Source organism: Actinomadura geliboluensis (assembly GCF_005889745.1).
Lineage (GTDB): Bacteria > Actinomycetota > Actinomycetes > Streptosporangiales > Streptosporangiaceae > Spirillospora > Spirillospora geliboluensis.
Map to the genome: position 1 here is coordinate 1 of NZ_VCKZ01000249.1, position 14,082 is coordinate 14,082.

The window sequence follows — 14,082 nt, forward strand, 5'->3', positions numbered from 1 at the left end:
CGCACGGCCCTGCGCCGTGCGGCCGGTTCACCCATCCCAGAAACCTTCGACCACCCCGATCGGGCATCGGCGCCCGATGAAGGAGGCCACCATGGTGTCCAAGCGACTGCGGGCGACCGCGCTCACCGTGGGCGCGCTCCTGCTCGCCGCCGGCTGCGGGTCCGGCGACTCCGGCGGGAGCAAGTCCGAGCTCAAGCTGTACAACGACAAGGGCGCCTGGAAGCCCTACTTCGAGCAGATGGCCGCCCTGGGCAAGCAGCAGACCGGGCTCGGCATGACACCGGTCGGCTACACCGACGAGCCGACCTACACCGCGTTCATCAAGACCTCGTTCCGCACGAACGTCAAGCCCGACCTGTTCACCTGGTCGACCGGCGGGCGTCTCGAGGAGATCGTCAAGCAGAACCAGGTGGCCGAGACCACCGACATCTGGCAGGACTCCATCAAGAACGGCGACCTCACCGAGGACCTGAAGAAGTACTACACGGTCGACGGCAAGCAGTACTGCGTCCCGCTGAACACCGCCTACTGGGGCATGTTCTACAACAAGAAGGTCTTCGCGAAGCACGGCGTGAAGCCGCCCACGACCTGGGCGGAACTGGAGAAGGCCGCGGAGACGCTGAAGTCGAAGGGGCAGGTCCCCTTCAACCACACCACCCCGACGTCGCTGTTCTCCTTCGCCTGGTTCGAGCAGATCCTCGCCGGCACCGACCCCGACCTGTACGAGCGGCTGTCGAAGGGCGAGGCGTCCTACACCGACCCCGGCGTGGTGAAGGTGATGGAGCGCTGGAAGTCGATGATCGACAAGGGCTGGTTCTCCAAGCCCGGCGACAAGGCCGACCCCGCCGACCACTTCAAGTCCGGCGACGCCGCGATGGTCATCAGCGGGACCTGGTTCAACACGAGCATGACCCAGCGCGGCCTCAAGCAGGGCCAGGACTACGGGTTCTTCTTCATCCCCAACGTCGACCCGGCCCTGCCGAAGCGGTCGCTGGTCTTCGAGAGCGGCCCGCTCTGCTCGCTGCGCAAGGCCCCCGACCCGGCGGCCAGCACCAAGTACCTCAAGTGGTGGGTCACCCCCACCGCGCAGGAGAAGTGGGCGAACGCGCGCGGCGACGTGTCCGGCAACCCCAAGGTGAAGATCGCCGACCCGGAGCTGACCGCGGTCACCAAGGAGGCGGCGTCGCCGGAGAACCGGCTCGTGCTGCGCTACTTCGAGGCCGCGCCCTCACCCGTCCTCACCGAGGCGCTGAGCGGCTTCGACAAGTTCCTGAACAAGCCGGAGACCTATATGGACGTCCTCAAGAGCATCCAGAAGGCGAACGAGGCGTACTGGAAGTCGAACTGATCCGATGAGCACGCACAAGGCCACCGCCACCCGCCCGAAGACGGCGGTGGCGAAGGCGCCGGGCTCCGGCCGCCGCGCGGGGCGCGGCGGCCGGGCCGGGAAGGGCTTCGCGCTGCACGGCCGGTTCCGGCACGCGTACGTCTCCCCGGCCGTCCTGTTCGTCGCCGTCCTGCTCTACCTGCCGTTCCTGTGGACGGCGTACCTGAGCTTCACCAGCTACGACGGGCTGGCGTCACCGGAATTCACCGGCCTGGACAACTACAAGCGGCTCCTCGAGGACGACGCGCTCGTCACGTCCATCCGCAACACGCTGCTGTGGGTCGTCGGGACCGTCGCCCTGCCGGTGGGGCTCGGGCTGCTCGTCGCGGTGCTGTCCTACGACCTCAAGGGCGGCGGCTGGTTCCGGCTGCCGTTCCTGCTCCCGTACGCGATGTCGGGCGCCGGCCTCGGCGTGATCTGGGGCTTCATCCTCCAGCCGGACGGCATGGCCAACCAGATCCTCACCCTGTTCGGGATGCCGGGCGGCGACACCGCCTTCCTGCAGGACGGCCCCCGCAACACCATCGCGATGATCGTCGTGTGGACGTGGCAGCAGCTCGGCGTGAACATGCTGCTGTTCGTCGTCGGCCTCCAGTCGATCCCGAAAGCGCCGATCGAGGCGGCCCGCATCGACGGCGCGTCCGGCTGGGCGATGTTCCGGCACGTGATCTGGCCGCTGATGCGCCCGATCACCACGGTCGTGTTCGGCCTCGCGCTCGTCGCCGGGCTGAAGAACTTCGACATCGTGTGGGTGATGACGCAGGGCGGGCCCGGACGCTCGTCGGAGACCCTCGCCGTGACCATGTACCGGGACGTGTTCGTCGCCAACGAGTACGGCTACGGCTCGGCGGTCGCGGTCCTGCTCACCACCGTCACCGGCCTCGCCTCGTACGTGTACCTGCGCAGGCAGATCGGCGGGGAGGAGAAGTCATGAGCGAAGCGAACCGGAGGGTGCGGGGGGCCGTCCCCCGCGAGGTGCGCCGATGAACCGATTGACGCTGAACCTGCGCCGTGCCGTCCTCGCGCTGCTGGGCCTGGCGTGGCTGTTCCCCACGTACCTGATCATCGCGAACGCGGTGCGGCCAGCCGGCGACTACGACCCGTCGGACGCGGTGAAGCCGCCGTCCTCGCTCGGCCTGTTCGACAACGTCTCCCAGGCATGGGACCGGACCGCCGTCGGCGACACGCTGCTCAGCACCCTGCTGTACAGCGTCGTCTCGCCCGCGGTCGCCGTCCTGCTGGGCGCGCTCGCCGGATACGCGATCGTGGTGCTGCGCCTCAAGCACGGCTTCGCCTGGTTCGTGGTGATCTTCGCCGGGACGGTGGTGCCGTTCCAGATGCTGCTCATCCCACTGTTCGTCGGCTACAGCGAGGTGTCGCTCTACGACAGCCGGCTCGGCCTGATCATCATCTACTCGGCGATCAACGTGCCACTGGCCGCGCTGGTCATGCGCAACTTCTTCGGCAACGTCGCCGTGTCGATCTTCGAGGCGGCGCGGCTGGACGGCGCGTCCACCTTCCGCATCTTCTGGCGGATCTACCTCCCGCTCTCCTCGGCGGCCCTCGCCGCCGTGTTCATCCTGGAGTTCACCTTCGTCTGGAACGACCTGCTGTTCGGCCTCACGCTCTCCCAGTCGGAGACCGTCCGTCCGGTGTGGGCCGAACTGTCCGCGCTGACCACCGACGTGTACGCCGGAACCCCCGTACCGATCGCACTGGCCGCCGGGCTAGTGGTCTCCCTCCCGACCGTCGTGCTGTTCCTGGCGACCCAACGCCTCTTCACCCGCGGCCTCACCCTGGCCCAGTTTTAACGCCCCGCTCCAACGCTCCCCAGAGAGAGATTGACGCATAACGATGACGAGTCGTCTGCTTCAGGCGAGCCTCGGTTCGCCCGACTATGACGGGATCCGCGACGCGCTGCGCCAGGACACCTCCACCGAGGTGCTCGCCGTGCGCGGGCTGTCCGTCCGCGCCGCCGTGCTGCCGCTGTTCAAGCGCGGCGAGGACGGCGGGCTCCGGCAGGCCGTCCGGGTGACCCTCTCCGGAGGCGGCGCCGTGGAGGTTGCCCTCAAGGACGGCGACGCCGACCTCGCGTCCGCCACCGGGGACGGCGGCACGCTGACGCTGCTCGTCCCCGAGGTGGACGCCCCGCGCCGCGTCACCCTGGAGGTGCGCGACTCCACCGGGCTCGTCGGCGCCGCGCCGCTCGACCTCACCCCGCAGCGCAAGTGGAACGTCTTCGTCGTCCACCACTCGCACCTGGACATCGGCTACACCGACACCCAGGGCACCGTCCTGCGGCACCACCTCGACTACCTCGACGCGGCGCTGCGGCTCGCGCGGGAGACCGACGGGCGGCCGGACGACGCGCGCTTCCGCTGGTCGGTCGAGTCGTCGATGCCGGCGCTGCGCTGGCTCGCGACCCGCTCCGCCGACCAGGTCGCCGAGTTCACCGACCGGGTGCGCGCGGGCAACATCGAGGTCACCGCGTTCCCGATGCAGCTGCACACGGAGGCGTGCTCGACGGAGGAGCTGTACCGCCAGCTCCGCTTCGTCGAGGACCTGCGGCGCGCGTACGGCATCGAGGTCCGGTCCGCGATGCACACCGACATCCCCGGCGCCGTCGTCGGGACGGTGGACGCCCTGAACGCGGCCGGCGTCCGCTACCTCGCCGCCGCGCACAACTGGGCCGGGCGGTCCGTGCCCTACATCACCGGCGGCGACAAGCTGGCGCGGCCGTTCCGGTGGCGGTCGCCGGGCGGCGGCGAGCTGATCGTCTGGTTCACCGACACCCCGCACGGCATGGCCTACATGGAGGGCAACACCGTCGGCCTCGTCGACTCCTACGACCTCGCCGAGGACCTGCTGCCCCGCTACCTCGGCTCCCTCGCCGACCGCCCCTACCCGTACGGGCCCGGCACGTTCGGCTGGTACGCGGCGCCCGGCCAGGTCGGCGCCGCCAAGGACCCCGACTTCCTGGACGCCGTCCACCTGCGCGTGCAGGGCGCGCACGCCGACAACGCCGGGCCGTCGATCGTCCCCGCCGACATCGCGCTGCGGTGGAACGAGACGTGGGCGTACCCGCGGCTGCGGATGGCGACCAACGCCGACTTCTTCGAGTACGTCGAGGAGCACCACGGCGACCGGCTCCAGACCCACGAGGGCGACTGGACGGACTGGTGGGCCGACGGCCTCGGCTCCGGCGCCCGGCCGCTCGGCTACGTCCGGCGGGCGCAGAACATCCTGCGGTCGGCGGAGACGCTGCACGCCCTCGCCGACGAGCGCGGCGACGAGCGGACCGGTTTCTCGTGGGGGGACGACCCCCCACACCCCCCGCAAGAGCCGGCCGGTCCGCTTCCCTCCGCTCCGCTGGAGCTGCGCTCCGGGAACCGGACCGGGGCGTCCCGGCTGATCGACGAGGCGTACGACCGGGCCGCGCTGTTCGACGAGCACACCTGGGGCGCCGCCAACCCGTGGGAGGACGCCGAGGAGGGCGGCGACTCCGGCGGCCTGCAGTGGACCCGCAAGTCGCAGGTCGGCTACCAGGCCCACGACGACGCCCTCGACCTGCTCCAGGCCGGCGCGCGGCGGCTCGGCGCGACGTTCGGGCCCGCGCCGGACGCGCTCGCCTCGTTCCTCGTCGTCAACCCGGGCACGGCCGCCCGCACCGACGTCGCCCGCGCGTTCCTGCCCCGCGACGTCGTCGCCGCGGACGTCCCCATCGCGCTCGTGGACGCCCGCACCGGCGAGCCCGTCCCGCACCGCGAGGAGGAGGTCGACCCGGACGAGTGGCCCACCCGCCCGATCGGCCGCCACCTGGAGGCCGTGCTGCCGGACGTCCCCGGCCACGGGCACGTCCGCGTCGACGTCGTCCGCGCCGGGACCGCGGCCGCCGAGCCGGTCGACCTCGGGCAGGACGGGACGATCGAGAACGAGTTCTACCGCGTCGCCTACGACCTCAAGGAAGGCCACATCGCCTCGGTCTTCGACAAGGCCGCCGGCCGCGAGCTGGTGAACACCGACGGCATCGCCGGGTTCGGGCAGTACATCTACGACCGGTACGCGACCGCGCCGCATTTCAACCACATGTCCGGGCACATGCTCGTCCATGACAAGACGATGCTCGGTGACCGGGCCGTCGCCACCCACGCGACCGTCACCAAGTGCGAGCGCACCCCCGCCGGCGAGCGCCTCGTCATCGAACTGCACGGCAAGGGCGTCGACTGGCTGCGCACCACGATCGACCTGTACGCGGGCGTGCCGCGCGTGGACGTCCGCTACCAGCTCGGCAAGCAGCCCACCGCGGCGAAGGAGGCCGTGTTCTTCTCCTTCCCGTTCGCCGTGGACGGCCCGCCCGCCGCGTGGGAGCTGACCGGCGGCGTCGGCGGCACCGGCGTCCCGAGCGTCCCGGGGTCGGCGGAGCACATGCGCCCGATCCGGCACTGGGTCGCGTTCGAGGACCCCGAGCTGACCGTCGCGTGGGCGACGCTGGAGGCGCCGCTCGTCCAGTTCGGCTCCATCCACATGCCGTACGCGCCGTTCCCGCCCACGCTCGACAACGAGGACGGCACCGTCTACTCGTGGGCGCTGAACAACATCTGGGACACCAACTTCCCGTCCCAGCAGCAGGGCGAGACGACCTTCCGGTACGCGTTCGCGTCCGGTGCCGCCGGCTCCGGCCGCCGCCTCGGCGCCCGCACCGCCGCCGGCCTCACCGACCCGTTCGTCGCCACCCTCGCCACCGGCACCGCGCCCGCGGCCGAGTCGGGGACGTTCCTGCGCGTCGACGACCCGGACGTGCTCGTCACCTCGGTGGGCCGCGCCCGCGACGGCGGCGGCCTCGCCGTCCGGCTCCAGTCGCTCGCCGCCGGCCCGGTGGAGGCGGAGCTGCACGTGCCCGGCGCGGTGAGCGCGCGGCTGAGCGGCGGTTTGGAGCGTGACCCGGCGGAACTTCCCGTCCGGGACGGCACGATGACGGTCCGGCTGCCCGCCTGCGGCATCGCCACCGTCACCGTTCGGCGTTGATCACGGATCGGGGACACATGAAGATCACAGGCATCCGCGCGACCACGGTCACCGTGCCGCTGGAGGCGCCGCTCCTGCATAGCAACGGCGCCCACTGGGGCCGCTTCGTCCGGACGATCGTCGAGGTCGAGGCCGACAACGGGCTGATCGGGCTCGGCGAGATGGGCGGCGGCGGGCAGAGCGCCGAGGCCGCCTTCCAGGCCCTCGCCCCGCACCTGGAGGGGCACGACCCCTTCGAGCTGGAGGCGCTCCGCTTCAAGATCGCCAACCCGACGGCGAGCCTCTACGACAACCGCGTGCAGATGCTCGCCGCCATCGAGTTCGCCTGCCTGGACCTCATCGGCCAGCACCTCGGCGTCCCGGTGCACGACCTGCTCGGCGGGCGCATCCGCGACTCCGTCCCGTTCGCGTCCTACCTGTTCTTCCGGCCGCCGGGGCCCGGCGGAGTCCCGGAGGTCCGCACGCCGGAGCAGCTCGTCGCGCACGCCCGCGACCTGAAGGCCCGGCACGGGTTCACCGTCCACAAGCTCAAGGGCGGCGTGTTCCCGCCGGAGCACGAGTTGGAGAGCTACCGGGCCCTCGCCGAGGCGTTCCCCGGCGACGGCCTCCGCTACGACCCGAACTCCGTGCTCAGCCTGAAGGAGGGCCTGCGCTTCGGGAAGGGCATCGAGGACCTCGACAACGACTACCTCGAAGACCCCGTCCTCGGCCTGGAGGGGCTGCGGCTCGTCCGCGAGCGCGTGGACGTCCCGCTCGCCACCAACACCGTCGTCGTGAACTTCGAGCAGCTCGCCGCGAACGTGCTGCGCCGCAGCGTGGACGTCGTCCTGCTCGACACGACGTTCTGGGGCGGCATCCGGGCCTGCGTGAAGGCGGCCGGGGTGTGCGAGACGTTCCAGATCGGCGTCGCCGTCCACTCGTCCGGGGAACTCGGCATCCAGCTCGCCACGATGCTGCACCTCGGCGCCGTCCTGCCCAACCTCACCTACGCCGCCGACGCGCACTACCACCACCTCGCCGACGACGTCATCGAGGGCGGCCTCATGAAGTACGCCGACGGAAGGATCCCCGTGCCCACCGGACCCGGCCTGGGCGTCCGCCTGGACCGTGACAAACTCGCCGAGTACGCCGAGCTGTACAAGGAACTGGGCGGCTACCCCTACGACCGCGACCCGGGCCGCCCCGGCTGGTACCCGATCATCCCGAACGACCGCTGGGCGGACCCGGCCGTCCCACTGGCGCCGCTCGAATAACCTGCCACCTGTGATTCGTTACGCGACCCCCGACGACGTCCCGGACATCCTGCGGCTGATCCGCGAACTGGCGGACTACGAGCGCGCCCTCCACGAGGTCAAGGCCACCGAGGAGCAGCTCACCGCCCGCCTCTTCGGCGACGACCCGAAGGTCTTCGCCCACGTCGTAGAGCACGAAGGGCGCGTCGTCGGGTTCGCCCTGTGGTTCCTCACGTTCTCCACATGGAACGGCACCCACGGCATCTACCTGGAGGACCTGTTCGTCGAGCCGGACGTCCGCGGCCACGGCTACGGCAAGGCCCTGCTCACCGAACTCACCCGCATCGCCGACGAGCGCGGCTACGAACGCGTCGAGTGGGCCGTCCTCAACTGGAACACTCCGGCCATCGGCTTCTACGAGTCCCTCGGCGCCCGCCCCCAGGACGAGTGGACGGTCTACCGCCTCACCGGCGACGCCCTCACCAAGGCCGCCCGCTCCAGCTGATCCCGGACATAGCAGATGATCCCGGACATGGCAGAGGCCCGGCCAGCCGCCGGCCGGGCCTCAGCTTTCGTCCAGGTCAGCCCTGCTTGGTCTCCCAGAAGATCTTGTCGATCTCCGCGATCTTGCCCAGCAGGTCATCGGCGACCTTGGGGTCCATGCTCCCCTTGGTGCCGGCCGCGCCGGCCAGCTTGGTGGCCTCGTTGAACAGCTGGTGCAGCTGCGGGTACTTCTCGAAGTGCGGCGGCTTGAAGTAGTCGGTCCAGAGCACCCACAGGTGATGCTTGACCAGCTCGGAGCGCTGCTCCTTGATCAGGATCGCCCGGGAGCGGAACTCCGGGTCCTCGTTGGCGGCGTACTTCTCACAGATCGCCTTGACCGACTCGGCTTCGATCCGGGCCTGCGCCGGGTCGTAGACGCCGCACGGCAGGTCGCAGTGCGCGGACACCGTGGTCTTCGGGCGCAGAAGCTTGAGCAACACCTGCGATTCCCTTCCCTCGTTGCGGATCATGCTCAGGTCACCGACATTACCCTTGTGCCGCGGGACGCGTCCGCCCAGGGCACTCGGTATTTCGGCCTAGGTCCCGGAGATGCCCGGGCTCCTTCCCGTTCATGACCGCCGCCCGCCGAACTATGCGGGCGGACGAGGAGGACCATGCGGATCCGCACGCTGTTCTGGGGCCTGGCCGGGGCGGCGGCGTTCGCGCTGGCCGGGGCGCGCGGGCGGGTGCGGACGGTGGAGGTCAGCGGGGAGGCGATGCTGCCGGGGCTGCGTCCGGGGGACTGGCTGCTCGTGCGGACCGGCGTCCGTCCCGAGGCCGGGGACGTCGTCGTGGCGCGCCATCCGGAGCGGCGGGACCTGCTGATCGTCAAGCGCGCCGACCACCGGGCCGGGGACGGGTGGTGGCTGGAGAGCGACAACCAGCGCGCCCCCGGGCGCAGTGACAGTTGGGACTTCGGCGCCGTCCCCGACGGCCTCGTGATGGGACGCGTCCTGGCCCGCTACTGGCCCCTCCCGGTGAAGCGCGTGCCGTAGGACTGGCGGGGACGGGGACGAACTGGCCGAAAGTACGACCGCTGCTAGGGCGAACCGTGCTTTGGGCCGGTGATCTGGGACGGTGCCGTTGACGACGATGCCGTCATGCCACATGAAGACCCCGTCCCGATGCTGCACGCCGAGGGACTGACGAAACGATATGGCCGCCGGCGCGAGGCGCTGAGCGGAGTCGACCTGCACGTCCCGGCCGGACGCATCGTGGGCCTGGTAGGTCCGAACGGCGCCGGCAAGTCGACGCTGCTGAACATGGCCTGCGGACTGCTGGAACCGACGTCGGGCTCCCTGCGCGTGTTGGGGTCCCCACCGGCGGCGAGTGCCGCGCACCTGGCCAGGGTCGGGTTCGTCGCGCAGAACACCCCCGTCTACCCCTCGTTCAGCGTGGCCGACCATCTGCGTCTGGGGGCGCGCCTGAACCCGTCCTGGGACCAGGGCATGGCCGAGCGGCGCATCGCGCAGGTCGGGCTCAACCCCGGCCAGAAGGCGGGACGGCTGTCGGGCGGTCAGCGCGCGCAGCTCGCGCTGACGATCGCCGCCGCGAAGCGTCCCGAACTGCTGGTCTTCGACGAGCCGGCCGCCGCGCTGGACCCGCTGGCGCGGCAGGGCTTCCTCGCGAACCTGATGGAGTTCGTCGCCGAACTCGGTGCCAGCGCCGTGCTGTCGTCGCACCTGCTCGGCGACATCGAGCAGGTCTGCGACTACCTCATCGTGCTGTGCGACGCGCGGGTCCAGGTGGCCGGGGACGTCCGCGACCTGCTGGCCCGCCACCACCGGGTGACCGGCGATCTCGACCGGCTTCCCGCGGGCGCCGAGGTCGTCCGGGCGGAGCAGGGCGGTGCGCTCGTGCGCACGGCCCTCCCGGCGTCGGAGCTCCCGCTCCGGGCCGGACCCGTCTCGCTCGAAGAGCTGGTGCTCGCGTACATGTCGCGGGCGAACACGCCCGTCGCCGGGGTCGGCGCCGTGGCCGGGGAGGGAGCACGATGATCTGGTTGAACTGGCGGCAGTTCCGCCTCCACGCGCTCGCCGGCGCCATCGGGCTCGGAGTGATCGCCGCCTACCTGCTGTACCTCGGCATGGACATCCGGGACGCCCACGACGCCTACCAGGCCCGGTGCGCCGACACCGCCGCGTGCGCGCAGGCCGCGAGCCAGTTCTCGGGGAGCTACCGGAGCACGCTGCTGTTCCTGGCCGCCGGGCTCGGGCTGATCCCCGTCGTCCTCGGCGCGTTCTGGGGAGCGCCGCTGATCGCCCGGGAACTGGAACTCGGCACCCACCGGCTGGTGTGGAGCCAGAGCGTGACCCGCCGCCGCTGGCTGATCGCCAGGATGGCCTTCACCGCCCTCGCCGCGATGGCCGTGACGGGCCTAGCCGCCCTGCTGCTCACCTGGGCGGCCGCCCCGTACGACGAGGTCGCGTCCGACCGGTTCGGTGCGATCGAATTCGGCGCCCGCAACATCGCCCCGATCGGCTACGCCTTCCTTGCCTTCACTCTCGGGACCACCATCGGGCTCCTCGTCCGCCGGACGCTCCCGGCGATGGCCATCACGGGCGTCGTCTTCCTCGCCGTCCAGTTCACAGTGCCGAACATGGTGCGACCGCACCTCATGCCATCGGAGAAGGTGACGCTGCCGCTGACCGCCCAGGCCATCAACGGGGCCAAGAACCTCGGCAGCATCACCGGCGCCCCGGTCATCGGCGGCCTGCAAGTACCCGGCGCACCCGACGCGTGGATCAGCGACACCAGCCCGATGCGCACCGCCGACGGTCGGACGCTCAGCGAGAAGAAGTTCAACGCGTGCCTCGACACCCCGTCCAAGACCGGCGCCGGAGGGACGTTCGGTGACGCCGCGGTGTGCCTGTCCGCCCTCGATCTGCACGTCGACATCGAGTACCAGCCCGGCAACCGCTACTGGTCGTTCCAACTGGCCGAGACGGGCCTCTACCTGCTGACCGGCGCGCTCCTGACCGCCATCGCCCTGCGTCGCATCAGGCGGGTGTGAGCCACTGATGGAGAACAACCGCAGAAATGCCGCCGACCGGTCAGACATCCTGCTCAACATCGGGTTGGGCCTGACGTTCGCCCTGGGCATCGCCTTCACGGCGTTCATGCTCGCCGTCAGCTGGGGCGGCGCCTACTGGCTCTTCACCACCGCCGTCGCGGTCGTCGTGTGCGGACTGGCTCTGCTGCGTGGACACCGCAGAGTGTGGCCCGCAGCCGCGGGCCTGACCGTGGCGGCCGGAGCAATAGCGACGTCCATGGCGACAGAACTGCCCCAGGAGCCCGCCCCCGCGACGGCCTTGGCCCTGGCCGTCCTCATCGGTTCCGCCCTCAGAGCGCTGCCGGCGCCGTCGGCCGTCTGCATCGCCGTGGGCAGCGTCGCCGTGATCGCGCTCAGCTGGCTCCCCGGTCCCTCCGCAGTGACGGTGTTGGCCACGGTCTTGATGGCCGGTGGGCTCGCCGTCGGGCCGCTGCTGCGCGTGCTCGCGCCCGTCCGGTCGTCCGGCACGCCGATAGCCTGGCGGACATGACCGTTCCGGCGGGATGGGTCCGGGGCGCCTCCGTGACCGGGCTCGGTGCCGCGTTCCTCACGGCGATCACCGTGCAGGCCGCCGCCATCGCGCAGAGCTGGGGCAGCTGGTACTGGGCGCCGGGCTGCGCCTTCGCGGCGGCGGTGTGCCTCACGGCCCTGGCCGGGCTGCGCCGACCGCTCTGGCCGGCCGTCGCGGGGCTCGTCCTCGCGGCGGCGGCCATCGCGACCACCCGCCTGAGCGGCTCCGACCTTCCCGCCGAACCCAGCCCGGCCATGGCAGTGGGGCTGGCGGTACTGACCGCCTCCGCCCTCCGAACCCTCCCGCCGGCACCGGCCGCCGCCATCACGGCCGCCGGACCGGCGCTGATTTTTGCCGGTCAGCTGGCCGCCGGGCCGCCGTTCTCCGAACTCGCGGCGGTGACGGTGCTGGACGGCCCGATCTGGCTGGCCGCAGTCGGCGCCGGGCTCTCCCTCCGGATACTGGACGCGCGGGAGCGCGCGACCGCAGAGCAGGTCCGGCGAGAGGAGCGGCTGGAGCTGGCCCGGGAACTGCACGACGTCGTGGCGCACCACATCACGGGCATGGTGCTCCAGGCGCAGGGCGCCCAGGTGGTCGCGCGGCGCAACCCGGAGCAGGTGGGCGAGTACCTCAGCGAGATGGAGGCCGCGGGCACCGACGCCCTGGCCGCGATGCGGCGGGTGGTCGGCCTGCTGCGCGACACCGACGACGCGGCACCGGCGTCCCCCGGACCGGAGGGCCTTGGCGCACTCATCGACCGCTTCCGCCGCCAGGGCCCCGAGGTCACGCTGACCATGCCGGACGAGAACGAATGGCCCCCGGAGGTGACGACCACCGTGTACCGCGTCGCGCAAGAGGCGCTGACGAACGTCCTGCGGCACGCGCCCAAGGCCCGATCGGTCACGGTCACCGTCGACCAGGGCACACAGGGCGTCACCATCGAGGTCACCGACGACGCCCCGACACCCGTGGCTCGGCACCCCCACCGCGGCTACGGCCTGATCGGCATGCGCGAACGCGTCGAGTCGCTCGGCGGCTCACTGCAGGCAGGGCCGCGCCCGGGCAGCGGCTGGTCCGTGCGAGCGACGCTGCCCGCGGGGGAGCGCCGGTGACCATCTCGGTTCTCCTCGCCGACGACCAGGCGATGGTCCGCCGCGGGCTGCGGCTGATCCTGGAGGACCAGCCCGACATCACGGTCGTGGGGGAGGCGTCCGACGGGGCAGAGGCGGTCGCTCTGGCGCGCCGACTGCGCCCGGACGTGTGCCTGGTCGACATCAGGATGCCCCGGCTCGACGGCATCGAGGTGACCCGCGCACTGGCAGGCCCGAGGACCACCGACCCGATGCGTGTCGTCGTGGTCACCACCTTCGACCTGGACGAGTACGTCTACGGCGCGCTGCGCGGCGGCGCGGCAGGCTTCATCCTCAAGGACGCCGGGCCCGCACTCCTCGTCGAGGCGGTCCGCGCCGCCCACAACGGCGAGGCGTTGGTCTCGCCTTCGGTCACCGTCCGCCTGTTGCGGCATCTGACGGCTGCCTCGGCACCACCACGCACCGTCCAGCCGCCCCTGTCGGACCGCGAACTGGAAGTCGTCCGCGCGCTCGCACGAGGCCGCACCAACCAGGAGATCGCCGCCGAGCTGTTCATCTCGCTCAGCACCGTCAAGAGCCACCTGTCAGGCATCCAGGCCAAGCTGGGAGTGCGCAACCGCGTCGGCATCGTCACCTGGGCATGGGAGAACCGCCTGGTAGACCCGTCCTGACCCACCTGTTCCGCGCCTGGAATCTGTCGTAGGCATCGGGCGTGTGTCTTGTGGGTGGCCAGGTTGTCGCAGACCGGCTGCACCCCAGTTCGGTCGGGACGGCCTTGTCGATCGCGCCAGGAACTTTTGAACTCGGTCGCGTGGTGCGGGTGGTGCAGTTCGGTGCCGTCGCGATGTTGAAGGTGGCGAAGGCAGTCCACGCATTGCATAACAACGGCCTGCTCGGACGGATGGTGGCGGAGGTGCGGCTTGAGAGGCGAACCGGCGTCAGGTTGACCAGTGTGCGGCGCCGGGCGGGGTCTGTTCCGACGTGAAGGTGGCCGCTTCCGGGGCCTCGTCCGGCAGGATCGAGGGTGGACGTCGGGGCTGGGGCTCATCGGCCGATGCTGCTGGCCCGTGCTCGGTGAACCTCTTGCGCCACACTTGGCGGCCGTTGACGGTGAGACGCCCAGCTCGGCGGCCACAGGCGTGTGGAGCGCACCCCAGGCTGGGCGCAGGCCGACACAATCCGGCACCGCAACGTATACGCCTACGACCAGGCCGCCGCCCGCGCCCCGCGCTCCCACTCCG

At 71.2% G+C, this 14,082-nt stretch carries 13 protein-coding genes; 12 read left to right on the top strand and 1 reads right to left on the bottom strand.

The window, feature by feature from the left end; all coding sequences use genetic code 11:
- Positions 1-91: 91 nt before the first annotated feature.
- From ETD96_RS28400 to ETD96_RS28425, 6 genes are read left to right on the top strand one after another with little or no spacing between them, the layout of a single operon-like run.
- Complete coding sequence (locus ETD96_RS28400; protein ID WP_138639562.1) at positions 92-1,348, top strand: ABC transporter substrate-binding protein; 1,257 nt, start codon at positions 92-94, stop codon at positions 1,346-1,348.
- Positions 1,349-1,352: 4 nt separating this feature from the next.
- Positions 1,353-2,321, top strand: a complete 969-nt coding sequence (locus tag ETD96_RS28405; RefSeq protein WP_138639563.1) for a carbohydrate ABC transporter permease — start codon at positions 1,353-1,355, stop codon at positions 2,319-2,321.
- 49 nt (positions 2,322-2,370) lie between these two features.
- Positions 2,371-3,198 carry a carbohydrate ABC transporter permease gene (locus ETD96_RS28410; RefSeq protein WP_138639564.1) on the top strand — a complete coding sequence of 276 codons (828 nt, stop codon included), beginning with the start codon at positions 2,371-2,373 and terminating at the stop codon, positions 3,196-3,198.
- A 43-nt stretch (positions 3,199-3,241) separates the two neighbouring features.
- Entirely contained in the window at positions 3,242-6,412 is a 3,171-nt protein-coding gene (locus ETD96_RS28415; protein WP_138639565.1) for a glycoside hydrolase family 38 N-terminal domain-containing protein, read from the top strand.
- 17 nt (positions 6,413-6,429) lie between these two features.
- The gene (locus tag ETD96_RS28420) at positions 6,430-7,665 is read left to right on the top strand and encodes an enolase C-terminal domain-like protein (RefSeq protein ID WP_138639566.1); all 1,236 of its coding nucleotides are present in this window, start codon (positions 6,430-6,432) and stop codon (positions 7,663-7,665) included.
- 10 nt (positions 7,666-7,675) lie between these two features.
- Positions 7,676-8,149 (top strand): GNAT family N-acetyltransferase, encoded by a 474-nt coding sequence (locus ETD96_RS28425; RefSeq protein WP_138639567.1) that lies wholly within the window; start codon positions 7,676-7,678, stop codon positions 8,147-8,149.
- Between the two features lie 76 nt (positions 8,150-8,225).
- On the opposite strand, the gene sodN is transcribed toward ETD96_RS28425, so the two are convergent.
- On the bottom strand, positions 8,226-8,627 hold the full coding sequence (gene sodN / locus ETD96_RS28430) for a superoxide dismutase, Ni (protein WP_205719495.1): 402 nt from the start codon (positions 8,625-8,627) through the stop codon (positions 8,226-8,228).
- Between the two features lie 174 nt (positions 8,628-8,801).
- On the opposite strand from sodN, the gene sodX reads away from it, so the two are divergent.
- The 6 genes from sodX (at position 8,802) to ETD96_RS28460 (ending at position 13,512) form a co-directional block, all read left to right on the top strand.
- A complete protein-coding gene (gene sodX / locus ETD96_RS28435) occupies positions 8,802-9,182 on the top strand; it encodes a nickel-type superoxide dismutase maturation protease (protein WP_138639569.1) in 381 nt (126 codons plus the stop codon).
- Between the two features lie 105 nt (positions 9,183-9,287).
- A complete protein-coding gene (locus ETD96_RS28440) occupies positions 9,288-10,184 on the top strand; it encodes an ABC transporter ATP-binding protein (protein ID WP_138639570.1) in 897 nt (298 codons plus the stop codon).
- Positions 10,181-11,200, top strand: coding sequence for an ABC transporter permease subunit (locus tag ETD96_RS28445; protein ID WP_138639571.1), 1,020 nt, complete (start codon positions 10,181-10,183; stop codon positions 11,198-11,200). The genes ETD96_RS28440 and ETD96_RS28445 overlap by 4 nt, the downstream gene beginning before the upstream one ends.
- Before the next feature lie 7 nt (positions 11,201-11,207).
- Complete coding sequence (locus ETD96_RS28450) at positions 11,208-11,729, top strand: metal transporter (protein WP_138639572.1); 522 nt, start codon at positions 11,208-11,210, stop codon at positions 11,727-11,729.
- Positions 11,726-12,862, top strand: coding sequence for a sensor histidine kinase (locus ETD96_RS28455; protein ID WP_138639573.1), 1,137 nt, complete (start codon positions 11,726-11,728; stop codon positions 12,860-12,862). Before ETD96_RS28450 ends, ETD96_RS28455 begins: the two co-directional genes overlap by 4 nt.
- Complete coding sequence (locus ETD96_RS28460) at positions 12,859-13,512, top strand: response regulator transcription factor (RefSeq protein WP_138639574.1); 654 nt, start codon at positions 12,859-12,861, stop codon at positions 13,510-13,512. The genes ETD96_RS28455 and ETD96_RS28460 overlap by 4 nt, the downstream gene beginning before the upstream one ends.
- Positions 13,513-14,082: the final 570 nt, after the last annotated feature.